The organism is Chryseobacterium culicis, assembly GCF_900108365.1.
Lineage (GTDB): Bacteria > Bacteroidota > Bacteroidia > Flavobacteriales > Weeksellaceae > Chryseobacterium > Chryseobacterium culicis.
The window spans coordinates 151,969-176,023 of the sequence record NZ_FNWQ01000006.1; the positions used below are offsets into that span (position 1 = coordinate 151,969).

The following is a 24,055-nucleotide window of genomic DNA, read 5'->3' on the forward strand; positions in this document are numbered from 1 at the left end:
AATAGATAAATTATGTCTGTTCACTCTGAAATTAAAAAAGTTACGACTGAAACCTTGCGCAAAATGAAATTCGACAAGGAAAAAATAACAATGCTGACGGCCTATGATTTTACCACAGCCAAGATGGTAGATGCAGGGGGAGTAGATGCTATTTTGATTGGAGACTCTGCAGCGAATGTAATGGCGGGTTTTGAAACTACATTGCCTATTACGCTGGATCAAATGATCTATCATGCCCAAAGTGTGGTAAGAGGAACCGACAGAGCCTTGGTGGTAGCAGATTTACCTTTCGGAACTTATCAGAGTAATCCTGAAAAAGCACTGGAGTCTGCAGTAAGAATGATGAAGGAAGGCGGCGCACACGCTGTAAAAATTGAAGGGGGAAAAGAAATTTCCAAATCTATCAAAAAGATTATCAATGCGGGAATTCCGGTAATGGGACACTTGGGCTTGACACCGCAGTCTATCTATAAATTCGGAACCTATAAAGTGAGAGCGAAGGAAGAAGCAGAAGCCGAAAAACTGATCGCTGATGCACAGCTTTTAGAAGAATTAGGATGTTTTTCAATCGTTTTGGAAAAAATTCCGGCAGAATTAGCTAAAAAAGTAACAGAAAGCATTTCTATTCCTACCATCGGAATCGGTGCAGGAGCAGATTGTGACGGACAGGTTTTGGTGTATCATGATATGGTGGGTATGAACAAAGGCTTCAGCCCGAAATTCTTAAGAAGATATCTTGATCTTTACACTGAGATCACAGGAGCCGTTGCTCAATATGTAAAAGATGTGAAGAGCGTAGAGTTTCCCAATGAAAATGAAAGCTATTAATCTATGCAGAATCAACAATCTATCCAGGGAATATTATCTATCGCAGCGTTGATCTGTCTTGCTGTAGGATGGTTTAATTTATTCTCTCCGGAAATCAATCATTTACTTTCAAGAAAAGTTTTTTATATCCTGATAGGAGTGAGTTTCTTTATTCAGGCTCCTTTACTTACCAATAAGAACTTTGTGTATGCTATGTATGCTGCGGCAGCTGTCTGCGTAATTGGAGCATTCATTCCGGAAGGCTGGAAACTATCTGGGATTAAAACAGCAGGTCTTTTGGCGGGAATTATCCTGTCATTATCCAATAGAAGAAGATAGGCAGGCAAGATATGAAGGAGCAGATTATATATGAAGACAACCATCTTCTGGTGATCAATAAAAAGGTGGGTCAGCTGGTACAGGGTGACAAAACCGGAGATGAATCACTATTAGAATCCATCAAGAATTTTATAAAAATAAGAGACGCTAAGCCGGGAAATGTTTTTCTCGGCCTGGTTCATCGTATAGACCGTCCTACGTCTGGTCTTGTAATCTATGCTAAGACTTCCAAAGCGCTTTCCCGTCTTACACAGATGGTGAAAAACCGTGAAGTGAAGAAAACCTATTGGGCAGTTGTCGGCAAAGAAATGATTCCACAAAGCCAAAGACTGGTGCATTACCTGAAGAAAAACGAAAAGAACAATAAAGCCATTGTCTTTCCAAAAGCTACAGAAGGCGCAAAAGAGGCCATACTTACCTATCACGTAATCAAGACGCTGGATAATTATCTCCTTCTTGAAATTGACCTTGAAACCGGAAGACATCATCAGATCAGAGCACAATTATCAAAAACAGGAGTTCCGATTAAAGGAGACTTAAAATATGGAGCGCCACGCTCCAATCCTGACGGAGGAATTAATCTTCATGCAAGAAAACTGGAGTTTATCCATCCCGTTACCAAAGAAAAAATTGAAATTATTGCTCCGGTTCCACAGAATGACGCAATCTGGAGAGCTTGCGAAGAATAGATAATAAAAATGTAAAACAATCAATATAAAGTCCGTCTCAATTGGAGGCGGACTTTTTATGTTACAAGATTTCGAAGGTAGTTTCAAAAAATTTTGCCCATTCTAAAAAAATGTCTAACTTCGTCCGGACTTTAGGGGTGTCTGTTACCAACAGACTGAGACTTTACCCTTTGAACCTGATCTGGATCATACCAGCGTAGGGAAAAGTAGATGACTTTTGCTGTACATTCTATTGTACAATAATGGCCATTCCTAAAGTGTATGTAAAATATTAGGAATGGAACTTATTATCAACCACACCCGAAAAACATTTGATATACTTCCCGAAAATCTGGAAGCATTACTGGCTATTGAGTTACCCGGAAAAAAGAAAGGTATCGCTGTAGCCCTTAACAATCGCATTATTCCCCTTGCAGTCTGGGCGGAAACCATCCTCAATAACAACGATTCTATTTTAATCATCACTGCCACTCAGGGCGGTTAACCTTCATATTTTAATACCAATACTTATGGCTCACTCCATTACATGTTCGCCATTTCCGAACTCAAAGAAAATCTATGTTGAAGGAACATTACATCCTATCAATGTAGCAATGCGTGAAATACAGCTTAGCCCGACCAAACTTAGCAATGGCGGCTTTGAAGATAATGCTCCGGTAACCATTTATGATACTTCAGGCCCTTATACCGATGAAAATGCAGTCATTGATATTCAGAAAGGACTTCCAAGAATCAGAGAACAGTGGATTCTGGACAGAAATGATGTGAATATCCTGGACGGAATTACTTCCGAATACGGAAAAGCCCGTTTAGCAGATCCGCGTCTTGACGAATTAAGATTTTCCTATGATCATAAACCTAAAGTGGCACAGGAAGGAAAAGAGCTTACGCAGCTTTATTATGCCAAACAGGGAATCATTACTCCGGAAATGGAATATGTGGCGATCAGGGAAAACCAAAGAATAGAACAGCTTGATTCGGTATCCAAAGAAATGGCTTTTCAGCATCCGGGACACAGTTTTGGAGCCAATACTCCGAAAAGTAAGATCACACCGGAGTTTGTACGGGACGAAATTGCTGCCGGAAGAGCGATCATTCCCAATAATATCAATCATCCTGAAAGTGAACCAATGATCATCGGAAGAAATTTCCTTGTGAAAATCAATGCCAATATTGGAAACAGTGCCGTTTCATCAAGCATTGAAGAAGAGGTGGAAAAAGCGGTGTGGGCATGCCGGTGGGGAGCTGATACCATTATGGATCTTTCCACCGGTAAAAATATTCATGAAACAAGAGAATGGATCATCAGAAACAGTCCCGTACCTATCGGAACCGTTCCCATCTATCAGGCATTGGAGAAAGTAAAAGGTGTTCCGGAAGACCTGACATGGGAAATCTTCAGAGATACCCTTATTGAACAGGCAGAGCAGGGCGTTTCTTATTTCACGATTCATGCAGGTGTTTTATTACGATATATTCATCTGACAGCTAACAGGGTAACAGGAATTGTGTCGAGAGGCGGATCAATTATGGCAAAATGGTGTCTCTTCCATCACAAAGAAAGCTTTCTGTATACTCATTTTGAAGAGATCTGTGAGATCATGAAGAAATACGACGTAGCCTTTTCTCTGGGAGACGGTCTTCGTCCGGGGTCTATTGCAGACGCCAATGATGCCGCGCAGTTTGCAGAACTGGAAACTTTAGGTGAACTGACCAAAATTGCATGGAAGCACAATGTGCAGGTAATGATTGAAGGCCCCGGCCACGTACCGATGCATATGATTAAAGAAAATATGGAAAAGCAATTGGAAGAATGCCATGAAGCTCCGTTCTACACCTTAGGCCCGTTAACCACGGATATCGCACCGGGTTATGATCACATCACTTCCGGAATCGGGGCTGCGATGATCGGATGGTTTGGATGTGCCATGTTGTGTTACGTTACACCCAAGGAACATTTAGGTCTTCCGAATAAAGAAGATGTAAAAGTTGGGGTAATTACTTATAAACTGGCAGCTCATGCGGCAGATTTAGCAAAAGGCCATCCGGGTGCACAGTACAGAGACAATGCATTAAGTAAAGCAAGGTTTGAATTCAGATGGGAAGATCAGTTCAACCTTTCATTAGATCCGGAAACTGCAAGAGCTTATCACGATGAGACACTTCCGGCAGAAGGTGCAAAAATTGCCCATTTCTGTTCCATGTGCGGACCAAAATTCTGTTCTATGAAAATTACACAGGAAATTCGTGAGTCTGCAGAAAAAGGAATGCTGGATAAGTCGCAGGAGTTTATTGAAAAAGGGAAAGAAATTTATATATGATCCTCGTCATCACTCCTGAATTGATTGTTCCGAATGAAACAAATCTTATTAATCAAATGTTTCAGGAAGGACTTGATTTGCTTCACATCCGAAAACCATGGCTCAGCCGGAATGAAATGATTGAATTTGTCACTCAGATTGATGAATCTTTCTATTCACAGCTCGTATTACATACGCATTACGATCTTGGGAAGGAATTTACTATTTCAAGACTTCATTTCAGGGAGATTGATAGAAAGGAAAGAGTGTATAAATCTTTTATGAAAGAAAATACAATTTCAACTTCAGTACATAATATCGGAACCTACAATACTTTGGAAAAAGAATGGGAATATAGTTTCATAAGCCCGTTCTTTCCGAGTATTTCTAAAAAAGGATATGGATTGGATTCCACCGTTAAGCAAGAAATACAACATCGGAATAATCCCAATGTAAAACTGATTGCCCTCGGAGGAATTGATCAGGATAATATTCATGAAGTTTTCAAATCAGAAGCAGATGGAGCAGCACTATTGGGTGCTATCTGGGAAAGTGAAGAACCCTTAAAAGTATTCAAAAAATGCAGGAACGTCCTTATGTCATAAGTATTGCAGGCTTTGATCCCAGTGCCGGAGCAGGCTTATTATCAGACAGTAAAACCTTCGAACAGTCAAAGGTCATGGGATTGGGTGTGTGTACAGCATTAACATTGCAAACAGCTTCCAAATGTCTGAGTTTACAATGGCGTCCTATAGATGAAGTAACCGAAGCCATTCAGGTTTTGATGGGAAATTATCCCGTTTCGGCAGTGAAAATAGGAATTGTAAAGGATGCCAATTTTCTGGATAAAATTGTAGAAACCGTTCAGAAAGGAAACCCAGAAACGAAAATCGTCTGGGATCCCGTCCTGAAAAGCACTTCTGAATTCACATTTTTTGATCCTGAAACACTTCCTCAATTAAAAAAGGTTGTTGGTAAACTCAGTTTGATAACACCTAATTGTAATGAATACAGTGTTTTAAAGAAAAATAGTCTTCTTCCGGATACTCACGAATGTTCATTACTGATCAAAGGAGGACATCGGGAAGATCATTTGGGAACAGATATTTTAGTTGAAAACGGAAAAGAAACTCTTTTAGTTCCAACCGAAAGTAGTGCTGCCTATTTTCCTAAACATGGTTCCGGCTGTGTTTTATCATCAGCCATTACAGCAGAACTGTCGAAAGGTGAAAACATGGGAACAGCATGTAAAAATGGAAAACGATACATCGAAAAATTTTTAAAAAGCAATCCCTCTTTGCTGGGAACGCATTCATAAAAAACATGGAAAAATTACAATACATATCACAAGGCAACACTTTGCAGGAACAGGAACTTTGTATCCGAAAAGCCTTAGACAATGGGATCGAATGGGTACAGGTCCGATGGAAAAATGCTCCTGAAAATGAATTATCCAGGCTTTGTGAAGTTTCAAAACAACTTTGTTCAGAATATCAGGCGGTTTGTATCATCAATGACCATGTGCAAATAGCGAAAAAAATAGATGCTGACGGAGTGCATTTAGGATTGAACGACAGTGCCATTGAAGAAGCAAGACTGATCTTAGGTGAAAATAAGATTATTGGCGGAACGGCTAATACCCTTGCCGATGTCATCCGGAGAATCAAAGAATCTTGTGATTATATCGGTTTAGGACCGCTGAGATTTACCACAACCAAAGAAAAATTGAGTCCTGTTCTTGGATTTGAAGGCTATCAGGCGATCATTGATGGATTAAGAGAAAAATCAATAGATATCCCTAAAATATTTGCCATTGGAAGCGTTACCCTTGAAGATATTTTGCCGTTACAGGAAATCGGGATTTATGGTGTTGCCGTATCCGGGCTCATTACCAGACAGCCTACCCTCATTAATGAACTAAAAAAAGTAATGATATGAACAATCAGAAATTAGAAATAGCAGGAAGAACTTTTGAATCCAGACTGTTTTTAGGAACAGGAAAGTTCGGAAGCATGAGAGATATGGTACAGTCTGTCATCACATCTGGGACCAATATGGTAACCATGGCGCTCAAAAGAATTGACGCCCAATCCAGCGAAGATGATCTGCTTGATTCATTAAAAGCAACCCACGTTCATCTTCTTCCCAACACTTCCGGAGCAAGAACAGCTAAAGAAGCTGTATTGGCAGCACAATTAGCCAGAGAAGCGCTGGAAACCAACTGGGTAAAACTGGAAATTCATCCGGACCCCAAATATTTACTGCCGGATCCCATCGAAACCTTATATGCTACTGAAGAATTGGCCAAACTTGGATTTGTTGTGATGCCGTACATTCATGCAGATCCTGTACTGTGCAAGCGTCTTGAAGATGCCGGTACTGCTGTGGTTATGCCTTTGGGAGCACCAATTGGAACCAATAAAGGATTGAGAACGCAGGATTTTCTGGAAATAATCATCAGCCAGAGCAATGTTCCTGTAGTGGTAGATGCGGGAATCGGGGCGCCATCAGATGCGGCAAAAGCAATGGAAATGGGAGCAGATGCCGTTTTGGTGAATACTGCGATTGCCGTTGCCGGAAATCCACTGAATATGGCTTTAGCTTTTAAAGAAGGTGTGATTGCAGGAAGAAGAGCCTTTGAATCCGGGTTGGGAGCTATTGCGAATCATGCTGAAGCTTCAAGTCCGCTTACTTCGTTTTTATTTGAATAAATCATACTTATGAAAAGCTTTAAAGAGGTTTTTGAAAACTACCAGTGGGAGGAGATAAAGAATAAGTTTGAAAAAGTAAAACCGGAAGAGGTAAGATACAGCCTTCATAAAAAGAATAAAACCCTTGATGATTTCCTGAATCTTCTATCACCGGCAGCATCTGAAGAACTGGAACAGATGGCTGTAATGACAAGGATGCTTACCCAGAAAAGATTTGGAAAAACCATTCAGCTATACGCACCGCTGTATCTCAGTAATGAATGTCAGAATATCTGTACCTATTGCGGGTTTAGTCTTGATAATAGTCTGAAAAGAAAAACCCTCTCCGATACGGAACTTATGATTGAAGCATCCGTTCTGAAATCAATGGGAGTAAATCATGTTTTGCTGGTAAGCGGGGAAGCCAATAAAATAGTAGGCGTTCCTTATTTTCAGAATGCGGTGCGTAAGCTAAAACCTCACTTTTCCAATATTTCCATTGAAGTTCAGCCATTATTGGAAGAAGAATACAAACTGCTTCATGAAGAAGGAGTACATTCCGTTTTGGTATATCAGGAAACCTATCATCAGGATGTTTACAGGGAATATCACCCGAAAGGTAAAAAATCAAACTTCCATTTCCGTCTGGAAACTCCGGATAGAATAGGAAGAGCGGGGATTCATAAAATTGGACTGGGCGTTCTTCTGGGGCTTGAAGACTGGAGAGTGGATAGCTTTTTTAATGCCTTACATATTGATTACCTTCAGAAACAGTACTGGAAAAGCAAATTCTCTGTTTCCTTTCCAAGGTTAAGACCTGCTGAAGGAATCATTGAACCTAATTTTATTATGGAAGATAAAGACCTTCTTCAACTGATCTGTGCCTACAGAATCTGGAATGAAGACCTTGAAATCTCCATTTCTACCAGAGAAAATGAGGTGTTTCGAAATAATATTGTCTCTTTGGGAGCAACGGCTATGAGTGCAGGATCAAAAACCAACCCCGGAGGTTACGCGGTAGATAAAGAATCTCTGGAACAGTTCGAAACCAGTGACGAGCGAAGTATGGATGAAATTAGGCGCATGATTCAAAAAGCAGGGTATGATCCTGTAATGAAAGACTGGGATTCTGTTTACAGTGGGTTTTAAATTTTAAATAAGTAAGAATTCTTAAAAGCTAAGAGAATCTTAATGGCTCAATTATTTATGAAACAAGATCATTTTTCACGGTACAGCCGGCAGATATTTATTGAAGAAATAGGATTGGAAGGACAAAAGAAAATAAGGGCTTCCAAAGTTCTTGTCGTTGGAGCGGGAGGTTTGGGAAGCCCCGTTATACAATATCTGGCCGCCGCGGGAATAGGAACGCTGGGTGTTGCCGATTTTGATGAGGTGGAACTCCATAATCTGAACAGACAGATCATTCATACTGAAAATAGAGTAGGGTTTTCCAAAGTAAAAAGCGCTGAAGCATTTGTAAAAGAACTTAATCATCAGGTTAAACTGATAGGAATTGCGGAGAAAATCAATGAAAATAATGCTGAAGAAATCATTTCTCAATATGATGTTATTGTTGATGGTTCAGACAATTTTTCCACAAGATATCTGGTGAATGATACCTGCGTACAACTGGAAAAAACTTTGGTTTATGGAAGTATTTTAGGATTTTCGGGACAGGTTGCTGTGTTTAATCACAACGGAAGTAAAGATCTGAGAGCTATTTTCCCGGAACCTCCTTTTGATGAGGATATGCCGGATTGTGACAGCCTCGGCGTATTGGGAGCTCTTCCCGGAATCATAGGCAGTATGATGGCTCTTCAGGCTTTAAAAATTATTACTGCTCTTCCAGTGACTGTTAATCAGCTGACATTGGTGGATACGATGAGTTGGAGGTTTCAGACGATAGATTTCTAATGTTAATATAAACACTAATATCACAAATATTTTCACAAATAACACCATTTTTAATATCAATAGGAACGGGCTTTAGCCCGTTTTACTTTTATAAAACCATCCTTCGGCTTTAGCCAAAACTTATCTAAATAAAAATAGGCGCAAATCATTTTACGCCTATTTTTATTTTATTACAAAGAAGAATTATTGTGCCTGCTGCATTACACCGCCATTATCCTCCTTCTTAGTCTGGTTCAGGATATTCGGATCCTCTTTAGCCAGCTTATTTCTTGTCGGAATTTTGTAGTTGATGGAAAATCCGAAGTTTCTTGTATCATACTTGCTGCTGATCATTACAGGACTTCCTGAAGGAGGGTTGGAACGAACCTGCATCATCTGTCCGTTGAAAATATCATTTGCAAAAACAGAAAGTGTAAGACGGTTGTTCATAAATTTCTTTGTCAACGTAATATCCAGAGAATTATTAAATGGTTTCTCTGCTGTGAAGTAGAAGTAGCCTGCCTTTGGAGTCAGATAGCTGTAATTGGCTGTCATCTTAATATCTTTAGGCAGCAGAATCTGAGTCATAATATTAAAAATCCAGAACCCTTTGTTATTCAGATTATCAATATCATGTTTTTGATATCCCGCATACAGATACATGAAGTTAATTTTATCAGGATTGAAATCAAACTTCATAATTTTGCTTAAAGGTTTGCTGAAAATCATAAAAGGAACAGGTAAGCCCACATTGAAGTTATGAATTTTCATGTTCGAAATATTCACCTGCTCGTTATATAGCTTTCTTCCGTCTTTTCGGATAATCTGTGCCACCTGATTGCTTGCCGAACTTACACTGTATCCGATAAATGCATAATCAAAAGCTGAAATTTTCAGTTCATAATTATCGAAAATGGTTGGCTGCAGGTTCGGGTTACCATTCACTTCTGTACTTGGTCCGGAGAAGGTTACGTTATTTGGGTTCAGAGCAGAAATGCTTGGTAAGCTGATTTTTCTGTTGTAATTCGCAGCAATATAAACCTGGTTCATCATATTATACTGTACACTCGCATTCGGGAAAAGTTTAAACTTATTGAATGGAATCAGATCAGCCTGCACCAGCTTTGCATCCTTATCGAAATACCTTGTTACCCCCGAAATATCATAGTTTTCAGCACGGGAACCAAGTGTAAAATCGAATTTTTTCAGTTTAGCCTGGAATTCAAGATAGGTAGAAGCGGTCTGTCTCTGATATTCCAGGTTCGTCAGTCCAAAACTTTCCGTATCATAATCCTGCTTTTCATATAATCCGCCAAAGCTTACTTTTCCGCCATCAAGAAGTTTGATAGGCTGAGAATAATCTACTTTGAAGTTAGCAATATTCATCACAGATTTATTGTTCAGAATATCTTTTAAACCATTGGTAGGGCTGTTGATAGGCAGATTGGGAGCTGCTGCAAAAGTACCGTCCTGAAAGAAGTTGTCCTGGGAAAATTTACTGTCTGATCTTGTATAACCCAACTGGAAATCCAGTTTTTGAGATTTGTCCGCAAAACGTTTCTGATAGGTTACCACAGCTTCCTGTCTTAAACTGTTGGTGTGGGCAACATCGGAAGATGTATAAAAAGCCTCTCTAAGGTCCTTTGGATCATTCTGGAAAGGCAAATCTCCATGACCGTTACTTAAAGTGTAATTGTCATTATTATTGTGATAAATATCGTAGTTTAACAATAATCTGTCCTGCCCTAAATCAAAAGTTAACCCGGATTTTGCAAAATATCCCCGTCCGTATCTGTCCGTGTGGCTCGTTAGAAGCTCATCCTGCTGTCCGTTCAGCATACTTTCACGGTAATTTTGCCCTACATTCAGCTGCCATCCGAAATATTTATTTCTGGCATTTAAATTAACAGAATTGGTCGTTCTGTTTCTGTATTTATCATAGTTTGTGAAAGAATAATTTCCGGAATAAGTAGCGGTGAGGTATTTATTGGCGTTTTTGTTGGTGATAATATTCATGATCGCTCCTCCTGAAGTAGCCGGAAATTCGGCACCAGGCTGCGTGATCACTTCAATTCTTTCTACAGAATTGGCAGGCATTCCTTCAAGGAAAGAGTTCAATTCATTAGATGTAATGTTCAGAGGTCTTCCGTTAAGATATACTTCCAGCATTTTTCCCTGATACATCATTCCTGCAATATCCGTAGAAACAAGCCCGGGAAGTTTTTTTATTCCTTCCAGAACGTTTCCGTTATTCAGCTGAGGCTGCTCAGAAAAATCAAAAATGGTGCGGTCTGCTTTTTGTTCAACGGCTTTTTTAGTTTTGGTAATGACTACTCCTTCAATTTGTTTTTCCTGAGGTTTATTATTTTTTTCCTGCGAGAAAACAAATACAGAGCTTAATAAGGATAACGTGAAAATCGTTTTTTTCATAATGTTTTTTACTGATATCCGGTTAGACGCTGAAAAAGAGAAATTGTTACGCTAGAATGTTGAAAATTGAAAAATTAAGCTAAATATTTTTTTATTTCCGAAATAATTATATCTTTGCCAGGTAATTATCAAGAATCTCTAGATGGGATAGCAACCTGCAAAAACAAGCAAGGTGCTGCAATCGATAAGCCGGATCTTCCGGAAAAAATGTTTATCATTCTATCATTACCCATCTTGAATTTTTGTTTTAAAGTTAAAATCAAATGTTTAAAGACAAGGGAAATCACCTTACATCCATTATTTTTTATGCCTCGGATCATGAAGCGGGTCTTCATTATTCTGATATGTTCTCATGCCATTTCTACATGCGCATGTGTTGTTGTTTCTAGTCTTTTCTATTCTAAATAATACAAACATTTCGATATTGATGGTAACCTTATTTACAAGGTTACAGGATCTGTATTGCTGAAAAACAATTTTTTAACAACAAAAGTAATCCACAAACAAAATGCATAATTTCAAAAAAAGAATCTTTGTTCCCTCTATCGCGCTTATTTCTACATTTTATTACGCCCAGACGGACACTTTACAATCTAAAAAAATAGAAGATGTGGTTATTCTGGGATCAAGAGGTTCCGGAAGATCACTTACAGATACGCCTGTTCCGGTAGATATCATTAACATATCAAAAATCTTAAAACAGAGCCCGACTAATAATATCGGTCAGGCCTTAAATTATATTGTGCCTTCATTTTCATCCACTTCACACACGGTGAATGATGGAACTGATTTTGTAGACCCTGCTCTTCTGAGAGGTTTGGGACCGGATCAGGTTCTGGTTTTGCTCAATGGGAAAAGAAGATACCAATCCTCGCTTATTAATGTTACCCTTACACCCGGAAGGGGCTCTGTGGGAACCGATCTTAATGCTATTCCGGCCTTTGCTTTGGATAAAATAGAGGTTTTAAGAGACGGAGCTTCCGCCCAATATGGCTCTGATGCTATCGCAGGAGTCGTTAACCTGGGATTGAAAAAAAGATTAGGACTCTCAGGTCAGGTATTTCTGGGCGGATATGCGTCGCCTGTTGCCAATAATTTCTCCGGAGGAGTAGACGGACAGACTATTTCCGTAGACCTTAATTATGGAGCAAAAATCGGAAAAGCAGGATTTATTAACATTACAGGTTCTGCGCAATACCGTGATCCGTATTCCAGAGCGGGAGTAAGGGAAGGAGACATTTTCAATGCTTATAATGCCATTAACTACAGAGCATTGCAGGATGGAGTTAATATTGATGGTTTGTATAAAAATATTACCAACACTTCCAATACCCAGCAGATCATCAACACGGTTAAGCAGTATGCGGCCAAAGTTGGTTATTTCGGAACTGATTTTCAATCTCAGATTTCAGGCGCCAACAGCATTTCCGACCTTCAAAAAATATTAGGTAAGGACTTTACAGCACAAGAGCTTAATTACAGGGGATTGGAAAGAAAAGACTTCAGTCTGAGAGCAGGGCAGTCTAAGTTACAGTCAGGACAGCTTTTTTTCAACTCTGAGATTCCTGTAAATGATGATTGGAAGGTTTATTCATTTGGTGGTTATAGCTACCGTCTTGGAAACGCCGGAGGTTTCTACAGGCTCCCGAATACAGAAAGAAACATCAATGCAGTTACTCCTAACGGGTATCTTCCTCAGATTGAAGCCACAGTAAATGATTATTCTCTTGCAGCAGGAATCAAAGGAAAATGGAATGGCTGGAATGTAGACTTCAGTAATACATTTGGAAAAAATACCTTCGGTTTTGGGGTTGTAAATACCTTTAATGCTTCGCTTACCGACAGTTCTCCAAGAACTTTTGATGCCGGTGGATCTGAGTTTTCACAAAATACGGTGAACCTGGATTTCTCCAAAAAATATGACGTTCTGAAAGGATTGAATATTGCATTCGGAGGTGAATATCGACACGAAAATTATAAAGTGAATGCCGGGAAAGAAAATTCTTATGCTTCTTACGATATTTACGGACGTGTGGTAACGGCTAAAACCCCTGAAAATGAAAAAGTAACCGATTTCTTTGGAAATGTAAGGCCAGCAGGAGCACAGGTTTTTCCAGGCTTTAGTCCGGAAAATGCTGTTTCAGGAAACAGAAACAGTATTGCGGCGTATGCCGATGCAGAGCTGGAAGTTACTGACGGATGGCTGCTGGAAGGAGCATTGCGGTATGAGAATTACTCAGACTTCGGATCTACATTCAATTATAAAGTGGCAACCAATGTAAAGCTGGCTCCCAATTTAAACTGGAGAGGAGCCGTTTCTACCGGATTCAGAGCGCCTTCTTTAGCCCAAATCTATTATAGTTCTACCTCTACCCTGATTCAGCAGGGAAAAACAACACAGGTGGGGACTTTCAGAAACAATTCTGAAGCAGCGCAGGCATTGGGTATTCCAAAACTAAAGCAGGAAACTTCACAGTCCTACAGCACAGGAATTACATGGAAAATTCCTTCACTAAGCCTGACTTTCACCGCAGATGCTTATTTAATAAAGATTAAGGATAGAGTAGTGCTTACGGATCTGTTTTTCCGTCCAGATAAAATAAACAATGCTGATGATCAGGTATTACAAAGTGCCTTTGACCTGGCGAGGGCAAGTGCTGCCAATTTCTTTGCCAATGCGGTGGATTCTCAGACAAAAGGTCTGGATATAACAGTCTCTCAGAATTCCAATATTTCGTCAGGAGTTTCTTTGGAAAATAATTTGGGAATTAACTTTAATCAGACGAAAAGAATCGGAGATATCCATGCATCCCCTAAACTGGTAAGCCAGATTGATAATTATTTCTCAGAGCCGAACAGAGTGTATTTTGAAGAAGCTGTACCCCGCATAAAAGCCACTTTGGCAAATACTTTAAGAGTTTCCGGATTTACTTTCCTGCTGCGTAATTCTTTCTTTGGAAAAGTAACAGATGCAGATGTTTTAGATGCTAATTTTGATGGTGTGACAGGAAGTACAGAGCATTTTATTCTTAATAATCGTCTGATAACAGATGTATCCGTAGGTTATGATTTTAATAAAAATATTTCCGCAACTGTCGGAAGCAATAATATCCTGAATATTCTGCCTTCTAAAAGTCCGAATATAAGCTCATTAACGGCAGATAATCAGTTTGTATATTCAAGACAGGTTTCTCAATACGGTATTGGTGGAAGGTTTTTGTTTGCAAGAATTGAATTCAGGTTCTGATAAATAAATCTTAGATCACTTAATACAAAAACAGAGCGTTTGGCTCTGTTTTTTTATATCCTAATAAAGAATGAATTGATTATACTGATTGTATTTATTTCAGTGAAGAAAATTCAATAAAATCATATTCTGCCGAACAGGTAAAAAGCTGTCTTAGTACTGCTGCGTGACCATTTCCCGCAATCACGAGAATTCTGTCTTCGCTGTTGTGAGGAATCTTTTGAATATTGCGGAACATCCTAAGATTTCTGCTGTACCAGTACAGGGCAAGCATATCAGCTCCGTCATGTTCTCTTAATGTGAAATCTCCGCTCAGGTAAGCTCCGTATCCATATTGATGGCTTTCTTTGGAATTCATATAGATAAATGTGTCCAGAAGAGACTTGAAATTTTTGGGTTCAGAACTCCTGAAAAAATTGGTAAACTCCTGAGATATAGGATCGTCACTTCTAAAATCATAATCCCTACTGAGGTTTTTAAAAAATGTAGAATCTGTTTTTCCAAACTGTTTCTCAAGATCATCCAGAACAGACTCTGCATCTATACTAAACAATTCACTGATTGTAAGATCATGGGCAATCCGCATCGCAAGCTGATACCGTTCATCTCTTTTATCACGGTGTTTACCTTCGCTATATTCCTTCAGCTTCTGATTGGCGTTCCAGCTGGGCCAGGCTTCAATAGCAATCTTGGTGGGCTTAAATTTTTTGATATATTCTACAAGCTCAGTAACCTCCTTTGCGGTTTTGGGTGAAAGAACGTCTATCTGATCGTCCTTATTGGTTTTATGGGCATCAAGATTAGGATAATCAAAGTGGAAAGACCCTACAACAAGAACTTTGGTTTTGGGGTTTTTAAAATAGTCTGAAGCTTTTTTTTGAGCAAAAAATGAGGTGGAAACACACAATAAAAGAATATAAATAAAGGTTTTCATAGGTTTATTTTTTTGTTATTAAACTATTGAGCACGGTTTTTCTCTTCAAATTCCACTGCTCTTTTATTAGATTTTACTTTCTGATTTCCCAAATTGTAGGTGATGCTGAACGTGAACCTTCTGGCATCCCAGTAATTGTCAAATGACTGTCTATTATCTGTAAAATACATATCCGCATTATATCCGGACTGTCTGAAAATATCATTTACAGAAAGATTGATCTGAAAAGCTGTTTTCATAATATAAATAACAGGTTAAATGACATTAATATGAATTTCTTTCTGTCAAAAGTAGAAGAAGATGCGCTGAAAGGAAATAGTGTTTAGATGAAGTGGATGATTTGATGCGTCAAAATATTTTCATCGGGAAAAAACAGGTTTTCATCGAAAAATATTGATGAATTGTGTGCATAGATTTATATTTGAATATGAATAAAAAGCAAATTGTCTGGCTTCAGATTTTTTATTGGAGTTTCAATTTTATAGGAAACAACATTACGCCTTATTTCTTTTTTCCTGAGCAAAGAGGATTGGTAACCTATGTGCTGAACTTCACTTACTTTATTACGGAAATCTCTACTTTTTATCTTTTATATCTGGTTATTATTCCGAAAGTATTAAATCTGCAGAAATTGTATTCTGCCGTTTTGGTTTTTTTGATCGCTATTTTAAGCTTCGGTGTCATCCGATATGGAATAGAAGAGGTAATGCTCCCTCTCACTCTCGGTTTCAGGAATTATAATAAAGACACCGGACTTCTGTATTATCTGACAGACAATATTTACAATGCTTCACTGACGGTTTTCATCGCTGGCATCCTTTGGGTTCTCGAGAAATATGGTGTTGCTGAACATGATAAAAAACAACTGTTAATTGAAAAGAAACAGGCCGAACTTCAGGCATTAAAAACTCAGATCAATCCTCATTTTATTTTTAATTCCCTGAATAATATTTATTCCCTTGTTTATCAAAAGTCAGATAAAGCACTTCCTGCCATTGAAGAATTGGGTCAATTATTGAGATACAGCACAAAAGATCTTGAAAAAGATACCATCTCTCTGGATAAGGAAATTGGATATATTGACAGTTTAATTGCATTGGAAAAGCTTAGAATCCGAAATCCTGAACTGTTCAGTATCGAAAAAGATATTCAGCATCCGCAGCTTAAAATTTCACCGATGCTGTTAGTCCCTTTCGTTGAAAATGCTTTCAAACACGGCGATTTTCGTGATAAAGGTTTTGACATGAAAATCTCGGATCATGGTAAGATGCTGCATTTTTATCTTTTAAATTATAAAGCACATAAAATGAAAGATACCGTATCAGGAATAGGAATTCAGAATGTGAAGAAAAGATTGGAAATTCTGTATCCTAAACATCAGCTGGAAATCAAAGATTCAGAAACAGAATTTAGGGTAAATTTAAAGATAGATTTAAGAGATGAATAAGATAAAATGTATCATCGTTGATGATGAGCCGCTTGCCATATCTCTCCTTGAACATTATGTTGAGAGAATTCCTTTTCTCGAACTGGTTTTTTCTACAGAAAATCCCATCCTTGCTTTAGAGTATCTTCAGAAAAATGACTCAGACCTCATCTTTCTGGATATTCAGATGCCGGAGCTTACGGGAATTAATTTTATGAAGATTGTAGGTGCCAATCAGAAATATATTTTAACAACTGCTTATTCCGAATATGCATTAGAAGGTTATGAACACAATATTGTTGATTATCTTCTAAAACCTATTTCATTTGACAGATTTCAAAAGAGTGTAGTAAAGGTTCAGGAGCGGTTTTCTTTCCTACGGGAGGAAGATACTCACTTCTTTGTAAAGTCTTCGGGTCAAAGATACCGTATAAGCTTTGATGACATTCTTTATATTGAAAGTATCAAAGACTATGTTAATATCCGGACGGAAAATGATGAGTTTATCGTTCTGGATACTCTTAAATCAATGGAAAACCAACTTCCTGAAAGATTTGTACGGATTCATAAATCTTTCATTGTCAATCTGGATAAAGTGAAAAGTATCGGAGTTAAAAAAGTTATTCTTCCTGAATATGAAATTCCTATCGGGGAAAGTTACAGGGCTGGGCTTCTGGATAGATTAAAGTAAGATGGTAAGTTCGGGCCGATGCCACATGCATTTTATATTTTAAAAGCGGACTAAAGACCGTTCCTATTGAATTGAGTATTTAAGCATGGCATAAAAAAAGACGGCTTCAGGTGAAGCCGCCTTTATATTAATTAATCTAACAATTAATCTTATTTTTCCTGTTGTTTGATCAGATTCAATGCAGATCCAGCCTTAAACCAGTCAATTTGCTGTTCGTTGTAAGTATGGTTGGCCATGATGATGTCTTTAGTTCCATCAGTATGAATGAACTCTAAAGTCAGCTGTTTTCCTGGCGCAAACTGGTCAAGGTCTAAGAAATTAACAACATCGTCCTCGAGGATCTTGTCGTAATCTGCCTCATTGGCAAAAGTGATTCCAAGCATCCCCTGTTTTTTAAGGTTAGTTTCATGGATTCTTGCGAATGATTTTACCAGTACAGCTTTTACGCCAAGGTGTCTTGGCTCCATGGCAGCATGCTCTCTTGATGAACCTTCACCATAGTTCTGGTCTCCTACCACAATAGTAGGAATACCTGCTGCTTTGTACGCTCTTTGTACAGCCGGAACTTCCCCGTATTCACCGGTTAATTCGTTTTTAACTTTATTGGTTTCCATGTTGTAGGCATTCACAGCTCCAATCAACATGTTGTTTGAAATATTATCTAGGTGGCCTCTGTATTTCAACCATGGTCCTGCCATAGAAATGTGGTCAGTTGTACACTTTCCGAAAGCTTTAATCAATACTCTTGCTCCGGTAATATTTTTACCGTCCCAAGCCGGGAATTCTTCCAGTAACTGAAGTCTGTCTGAAGTAGGACTTACGTTAACAACAACGCCTGAACCGTCTTCAGATGGAGCCTGATATCCATTATCATCTACTGCAAATCCTTTCGAAGGAAGTTCATAACCTTTAGGCTCATCAAGTTTTACCTGTTCACCTGCTTCGTTGGTTAAAGTATCTGTAATCGGGTTAAAATCAAGTCTGCCTGAGATTGCTACAGCAGCTACCATTTCAGGAGAAGCTACAAATGCGTGGGTATTTGGGTTACCGTCAGCTCTTTTTGCAAAGTTTCTGTTGAATGAGTGAATAATAGAGTTTTTCTCTCCTTTTTCAGCACCTTCTCTATCCCATTGTCCGATACACGGCCCACAAGCATTCGTGAAGATTCTTGCATTTTCAAATTTTCTGAAAGAATTCAAGAAACCATCTCTTTCTGCTGTGAATTTTACCTGCTCAGAACCAGGGTTAATTCCTAAGATAGCCTTAGGTTTTACTCCTTTTGATACAGCATCCTCAACAATAGATGCAGCTCTTGATAAATCTTCATAAGATGAGTTGGTACAGGAACCGATAAGAGCCCATTCCACTTCCAGCGGCCACCCGTTAGCTTCAGCTTTAGCTCTGAATTCTGAAACAGGAGTCGCCAGGTCCGGAGTAAAAGGTCCGTTTAAGTGCGGTGCCAGCTCAGAAAGGTTAATTTCTATCAATTGGTCAAAATATTGTTCAGGGTTAGCATATACTTCAGCATCACCTGTTAAATGTTCAGCAATTTGATCAGCAGCATCTACAACATCCTGTCTTCCCGTAGCGGAAAGATATCTTCTCATTGAATCATCATATCCGAAAGTAGAAGTGGTAGCACCAATTTCAGCACCCATGTTACAGATGGTACCCTTACCCGTTGCAGATAGAGATTCAGCACCTTCACCGAAATATTCTACGATACATCCTGTACCGCCTTTTACGGTAAGAATTCCTGCTACCTTTAAGATAACATCTTTTGCAGAGGTCCATCCGCTCATTTTACCGGTTAATTTAACCCCGATAAGTTTAGGCATTTTAAGCTCCCATGCCATTCCTGCCATTACATCTACTGCATCTGCTCCACCTACACCAATCGCTACCATCCCTAAGCCTCCTGCATTTACCGTGTGAGAGTCGGTACCGATCATCATTCCTCCAGGGAAAGCATAATTTTCCAGTACAACCTGGTGGATGATACCTGCTCCCGGTTTCCAGAATCCAATTCCGTATTTATCACATACCGAACTAAGGAAATTGAATACTTCAGAGTTTTTGTTGATCCCTTCCTGTAAGTCTTTGTCAGCACCTACTTTCGCCTGGATCAGGTGATCCGCGTGAGCGGTTGATGGAACAGCTACTTTAGCTTTTCCTGCCTGCATAAACTGTAAAAGGGCCATTTGTGCAGTGGCATCCTGCATCGCTACTCTGTCCGGTGCGAAATCTACATAAGAGTTTCCTCTCTCATAAGCTTGTGTAGCGTTTCCTTCCCAAAGGTGGGTGTAAAGAATTTTTTCTGAAAGGGTAAGAGGTTTTCCCACGATTTGTCTTGCCGCAGCAATTCTTTCAGGGTAACGCTCGTACACTTTTTTGATCATATCAATATCAAAAGTCATATCGTATTTTAATTTTGTTCTTTTTCCTATAATGCTTCCTTTCCCGATACCGGCAAAGAAAAATCACACTTGTCTATATCAAAAAACGTTCCTATCATCTATAAAAAGGCATATTTTTGATTTCAAAATCAATTGATTTTATAACTTTCAATTTAAGAAAAATTAGAATTTATTTTCCGGATTTTATCGAAAAAAAAACGTAACTATCTTAAAATAGAAACGTTCTAAACAAAAAATTGGAAGATTTTAAATCGGTAAGGATCAAAATCTTCCAATGATATAGTATTTAATAGTCTTACGACGTATTTATCAATCTCTTAGTGAGCGCTTGTACTTGTTAATTCTTTAATAGAAGGAACAAAAGTGGTAAGATCAATACCTTCAACAGCTGCTTTGTACTCATCAATGCTAGGAATTCTTCCGATAATTGCAGAAAGAACAACAACCGGAGTAGAAGCAAGAAGAGATTCTCCTTTCTTACGCTCAGAATCTTCAACGACTCTTCCCTGGAAAAGACGGGTAGAAGTGGCTAAAACAGTATCTCCTTTAGCTGCTTTTTCTTGGTTACCCATACAAAGGTTACATCCTGGACGCTCAAGGTACATTACGTTTTTGTATTCAACACGTGCTTCTCCTTTTGGAGCATTGTCATCAAATTCAAAAGCTGAATATTTTTCCAGCAATTCCCAGTCACCCTCAGCCTTTAGCTCATCAATAATGTTATAAGTAGGAGCTGCTACCACAAGCGGAGCACTAAATTCCACTTTACCTTGCTGCTTTTCAATATTTCTAAGCATTTGAGATACAATCTTAAGGTCTCCTTTGTGTACCATACAAGATCCTACAAACCCAAGGTCTACTTTTTTCTCACCTCCATAATAAGAAAGATCTCTGATGGTATCGTGGGTATATCTCTTAGAGACATCGTCATTGTTTACATCCGGGTCAGCAATCATAGGTTCTACAATCACATCAAGATCTACAACTACTTCAGCATAATATTTAGCATTGGCATCCGGAGTCAGTGCAGGTTTTTCTCCCGATCTTATTTCTTCAATTCTCTTGTTTGCCTTGTCAATCAATCCCTGAAGAACTTTATTGTGATTATCCATACCTTTATCGATCATGATCTGGATTCTGCCTTTTGCAATTTCCAGTGATTCGATCAAAGTATTATCTTCAGAAATGTTGATAGAAGCTTTTGCCTTCATCTCAGCAGTCCAGTCTGTAAATGTGAATGCCTGGTCAGCAGGAAGTGTTCCGATGTGAACCTCAATGATTCTACCCTGGAATACGTTTTCTCCTCCGAACTGCTTCAGCATCTGAGCCTGCGTAGCATGAACCACATCACGGAAATCCATGTGTTCTTTCATGTTTCCTTTGAAAGTTACTTTCACAGATTCAGGAATTGGCATAGACGCTTCACCAGTAGCTAATGCAAGAGCAACAGTTCCTGAGTCAGCTCCGAAAGCTACTCCTTTAGACATTCTCGTGTGAGAGTCACCTCCAATGATGATCGCCCACTCGTCTACAGTAATATCGTTAAGAACTTTGTGGATAACGTCAGTCATCGCGTGGTATTCACCTTTCGGGTCACGGGCTGTAATCAGACCGAACTCGTTCATGAACTTCATCAGTTTCGGAATATTTGCCTGAGCTTTTTTATCCCAAACTGAAGCGGTATGACATCCTGACTGGTAAGCACCGTCTACAGTAGGGGAGATTACAGTTGCTGCCATAGATTCAAGCTCCTGGGCAGTCATAAGTCCTGTGGTATCCTGTGAACCTACAATGTTCACTTTTACACGAACGTCAGATCCCGCGTGTAAAATTTTTCCCGGAGTAGTTCCAACAGCATTTCTGTTGAATATTTTTTCTACAGCGGTAAGGCCCTGTCCTTCGTGAGAAATTTCTTTCGATGGAGCAAAAACAACAGGAGCTTCAACCCCTAAAAGCTGAGCTGCAAATGTCTGTAGTTTTTTACCAAATACGATAGCATAAGATCCGCCCGCTTTGATGAATTCCATATTTTGTGGAGTGAAAGACTTGGTAAGGTCGATCAGTTCTTGATCTCCGTTATATAATTTCTTTTCTTTTGTATTGATCGTTAAAACAGTTCCTGTAGCCACTGAATACGCTTCTTCAAGAACGATGTCTCCATTTTCGTTACGAACGGGGTTTCCGTTTTCGTCTACTTTCTTCACCCAGTTTTTAAGATCGATACCGATACCTCCGGTTACATCTACTGTGGTAAGGAAAATAGGAGAAATACCGTTGGTACCTCCCACAATCGGAGCAATATTTACGAATGGTACATATGGGCTGGCTTGTTTTCCCGTCCAAAGGGCAACATTGTTTACTCCGGACATTCTTGATGAACCTACCCCCATGGTTCCTTTTTCAGCAATAAGCATTACGCTGGCATCCGGATGCTTGGCCTGTAACGCTTTGATCTCTTCCTGAGCTTCAGGAGTGATCATGCATTTACCGTGAAGCTCACGGTCTGATCTTGAGTGGGCCTGGTTACCTGGAGAAAGTAAATCTGTAGAGATATCTCCTTCACCAGCAATATAGGTAACCACTTTTATTTCTTCAGCTACTTCCGGAAGTTTTGTGAAAAATTCAGCTTTTGCATAGCTTTCCAGAATTTCTTTTGCGATTGCATTTCCGCTTTCGAAAGCTTCTTTAAGACGGTTCGTGTCAGCTTCGTAAAGGAATACCTGTGTTTTAAGAACATTTGCCGCTTCATGAGCAATAGCAGGATCACTACCTAAAGCAAGATCAAGCAGTACTTCAATTGAAGGGCCTCCTTTCATATGAGATAACAATTCGAAGGCAAATGCCGGGGAAATTTCTTCTACTACGGATTCACCTAGAATAATTTCTTTTAAAAATTTTGCTTTTACTCCCGCCGCACTTGTTGTTCCGGGTAGTGTGTTGTAAATGAAAAACTTAAGAGAGTCTTGTCGGTCAGCATTATCTGAATCTTTAATCTGAGCAATAATCTCACTTAGTAATTCAGCCCCGTCAATAGGCTTTGGATGAAGCCCCTGGGTTTTTCTTTCTTCAATCTCTTTGATGTAATCCTTATAAATATTCATAATAGAAGGTCTTTCAACAATAAGGGCAGGTCTGCTTCGGCTTTAGCGGTCTGTATAAAACAGTTAATGACATTTTGAGTTTTCGCATTTTGACGCAACATTAACCGAATAAAGTCAGCATAATCTACACTTTTTTAAAAGTTTTTTTAAAATTATCTAATCATTCAAAATGTTCCCAAAATTACGAAATTTTACTATTTTGTAAGAATTAATTTATTTAGATTCTTTATAAATATGTATTTTATAATATCTATTTTTGGTCGTACTTTTGCAGGCATATGGTGAATATGAAAAATATACTGACTGTTTTATGCATTTTTACTTCGCTTTTCGCTTTTTCGCAGACAAAATCTGTGAAGAAAGTGACGGTGAAGAAAGTTGTGAAAAGCCCTACTAAAAAAGGAATTTCGGCTAATACATCTAATCCTGACCTGGTGGTAATCAATAAGGATATTCCGGTTTTGATTCCCAAAAAGAAAGGAGATGAGTTCGGCTATGTGAACCAGAACGGGAAATTTATTATTCAGCCGGAATACCATATTGCGGTATTTTTTTATGAAGACTGCAACCTTTTGAATTCTCCCAATGAAAAAATCCGAAAATTCGGTACAAAAGACTATGCTACGGTAGAAAAGAATATGATTTCTTACCGTATAGACCGTACCGGGAAGAGAGTGTATCAGTTCAAAGAATCAGATGTTGGAAAATGTAAATTTGAAGAATACAAACAGCAGTTATTTCAGGCGTATATCCTGAATGGTTTTTATGGCATCATAGAAAAGTCAAAATTTGTAAACGCTGCAGATTACAGACAGTTTCAGATCTATCCCCAATATCAGTATCTTTTTATTCTGGAAGGAGATGATGTGGCCAATCCCATGATTGTTGCTTCCAATAATGATAAATTCGGTATCATTGATGTTAACAATAAAATCATTGTGCCGTTCGAATATGCCAATATTAAAAGAAATTTCAGCTGGAAGCTGGGCAAAATGTTTGAAGTGACAAAAGACGGCTCGAATTACTACTACATTGATGCGAACAACAAAACCTACTAGAAATTATAAGTAATGAACTTACGCTGGTAATTT

General features: G+C 38.8%; 20 protein-coding genes and 2 riboswitches. Of the genes, 15 read left to right on the forward strand and 5 right to left on the reverse strand.

Annotation, left to right across the window (positions count from 1 at the left end; all coding sequences use genetic code 11):
* Positions 1-12 precede the first annotated feature (12 nt).
* From panB to BLW74_RS18935, 11 genes are all read left to right on the forward strand, one after another.
* Positions 13-828, forward strand: coding sequence for a 3-methyl-2-oxobutanoate hydroxymethyltransferase (gene panB / locus BLW74_RS18885; protein WP_034692593.1), 816 nt, complete (start codon positions 13-15; stop codon positions 826-828).
* Positions 829-831: 3 nt separating this feature from the next.
* Positions 832-1,146, forward strand: coding sequence for a hypothetical protein (locus BLW74_RS18890; RefSeq protein WP_089695000.1), 315 nt, complete (start codon positions 832-834; stop codon positions 1,144-1,146).
* Between the two features lie 11 nt (positions 1,147-1,157).
* The gene (locus tag BLW74_RS18895) at positions 1,158-1,835 is read left to right on the forward strand and encodes an RluA family pseudouridine synthase (RefSeq protein WP_034692590.1); all 678 of its coding nucleotides are present in this window, start codon (positions 1,158-1,160) and stop codon (positions 1,833-1,835) included.
* A 123-nt stretch (positions 1,836-1,958) separates the two neighbouring features.
* Positions 1,959-2,055, forward strand: a riboswitch (TPP riboswitch).
* Between the two features lie 57 nt (positions 2,056-2,112).
* Entirely contained in the window at positions 2,113-2,319 is a 207-nt protein-coding gene (gene thiS / locus BLW74_RS18900; protein ID WP_089695002.1) for a sulfur carrier protein ThiS, read from the forward strand.
* Between the two features lie 25 nt (positions 2,320-2,344).
* The gene (thiC, locus tag BLW74_RS18905) at positions 2,345-4,156 is read left to right on the forward strand and encodes a phosphomethylpyrimidine synthase ThiC (RefSeq protein WP_089695006.1); all 1,812 of its coding nucleotides are present in this window, start codon (positions 2,345-2,347) and stop codon (positions 4,154-4,156) included.
* A complete protein-coding gene (locus BLW74_RS18910) occupies positions 4,153-4,740 on the forward strand; it encodes a thiamine phosphate synthase (protein ID WP_089695008.1) in 588 nt (195 codons plus the stop codon). Before thiC ends, BLW74_RS18910 begins: the two co-directional genes overlap by 4 nt.
* Entirely contained in the window at positions 4,716-5,453 is a 738-nt protein-coding gene (locus BLW74_RS18915) for a hydroxymethylpyrimidine/phosphomethylpyrimidine kinase (protein ID WP_089695010.1), read from the forward strand. Before BLW74_RS18910 ends, BLW74_RS18915 begins: the two co-directional genes overlap by 25 nt.
* Positions 5,454-5,458: 5 nt before the next feature.
* A complete protein-coding gene (locus tag BLW74_RS18920) occupies positions 5,459-6,073 on the forward strand; it encodes a thiamine phosphate synthase (protein WP_089695012.1) in 615 nt (204 codons plus the stop codon).
* Positions 6,070-6,846 carry a thiazole synthase gene (locus BLW74_RS18925; protein ID WP_089695014.1) on the forward strand — a complete coding sequence of 259 codons (777 nt, stop codon included), beginning with the start codon at positions 6,070-6,072 and terminating at the stop codon, positions 6,844-6,846. The genes BLW74_RS18920 and BLW74_RS18925 overlap by 4 nt, the downstream gene beginning before the upstream one ends.
* Positions 6,847-6,855: 9 nt before the next feature.
* Entirely contained in the window at positions 6,856-7,974 is a 1,119-nt protein-coding gene (thiH, locus tag BLW74_RS18930) for a 2-iminoacetate synthase ThiH (protein ID WP_089695016.1), read from the forward strand.
* 42 nt (positions 7,975-8,016) lie between these two features.
* Positions 8,017-8,739, forward strand: coding sequence for a HesA/MoeB/ThiF family protein (locus BLW74_RS18935; protein WP_167358474.1), 723 nt, complete (start codon positions 8,017-8,019; stop codon positions 8,737-8,739).
* Positions 8,740-8,922: 183 nt separating this feature from the next.
* Here BLW74_RS18935 and BLW74_RS18940 read toward each other — a convergent pair whose 3' ends face one another.
* Positions 8,923-11,148 carry an outer membrane beta-barrel protein gene (locus BLW74_RS18940; protein WP_089695018.1) on the reverse strand — a complete coding sequence of 742 codons (2,226 nt, stop codon included), beginning with the start codon at positions 11,146-11,148 and terminating at the stop codon, positions 8,923-8,925.
* A gap of 120 nt (positions 11,149-11,268) precedes the next feature.
* Positions 11,269-11,366: riboswitch (SAM-I-IV-variant riboswitch) on the forward strand.
* Positions 11,367-11,656: 290 nt separating this feature from the next.
* Here BLW74_RS18940 and BLW74_RS18945 point away from each other — a divergent pair.
* Positions 11,657-14,395, forward strand: a complete 2,739-nt coding sequence (locus BLW74_RS18945) for a TonB-dependent receptor plug domain-containing protein (protein WP_089695020.1) — start codon at positions 11,657-11,659, stop codon at positions 14,393-14,395.
* A gap of 94 nt (positions 14,396-14,489) precedes the next feature.
* On the opposite strand, the gene BLW74_RS18950 is transcribed toward BLW74_RS18945, so the two are convergent.
* Entirely contained in the window at positions 14,490-15,329 is an 840-nt protein-coding gene (locus BLW74_RS18950) for a DUF5694 domain-containing protein (protein ID WP_089695022.1), read from the reverse strand.
* Between the two features lie 23 nt (positions 15,330-15,352).
* A complete protein-coding gene (locus BLW74_RS18955) occupies positions 15,353-15,568 on the reverse strand; it encodes an outer membrane beta-barrel family protein (protein ID WP_227413333.1) in 216 nt (71 codons plus the stop codon).
* Between the two features lie 188 nt (positions 15,569-15,756).
* Between BLW74_RS18955 and BLW74_RS18960 the strand changes: the two genes are divergently transcribed.
* Positions 15,757-16,776 (forward strand): sensor histidine kinase, encoded by a 1,020-nt coding sequence (locus BLW74_RS18960; RefSeq protein WP_089695024.1) that lies wholly within the window; start codon positions 15,757-15,759, stop codon positions 16,774-16,776.
* A complete protein-coding gene (locus tag BLW74_RS18965) occupies positions 16,769-17,446 on the forward strand; it encodes a LytR/AlgR family response regulator transcription factor (RefSeq protein WP_089695026.1) in 678 nt (225 codons plus the stop codon). The genes BLW74_RS18960 and BLW74_RS18965 overlap by 8 nt, the downstream gene beginning before the upstream one ends.
* 149 nt (positions 17,447-17,595) lie before the next feature.
* Here the strand turns inward: BLW74_RS18965 and BLW74_RS18970 are convergent, their stop codons facing one another.
* Positions 17,596-19,863 (reverse strand): aconitate hydratase, encoded by a 2,268-nt coding sequence (locus BLW74_RS18970; RefSeq protein ID WP_089695028.1) that lies wholly within the window; start codon positions 19,861-19,863, stop codon positions 17,596-17,598.
* A 317-nt stretch (positions 19,864-20,180) separates the two neighbouring features.
* On the reverse strand, positions 20,181-22,964 hold the full coding sequence (locus BLW74_RS18975) for a bifunctional aconitate hydratase 2/2-methylisocitrate dehydratase (RefSeq protein WP_089695030.1): 2,784 nt from the start codon (positions 22,962-22,964) through the stop codon (positions 20,181-20,183).
* A gap of 287 nt (positions 22,965-23,251) precedes the next feature.
* Between BLW74_RS18975 and BLW74_RS18980 the strand changes: the two genes are divergently transcribed.
* Positions 23,252-24,022, forward strand: coding sequence for a WG repeat-containing protein (locus BLW74_RS18980; protein ID WP_228424967.1), 771 nt, complete (start codon positions 23,252-23,254; stop codon positions 24,020-24,022).
* The last annotated feature ends 33 nt before the right edge of the window (positions 24,023-24,055 follow it).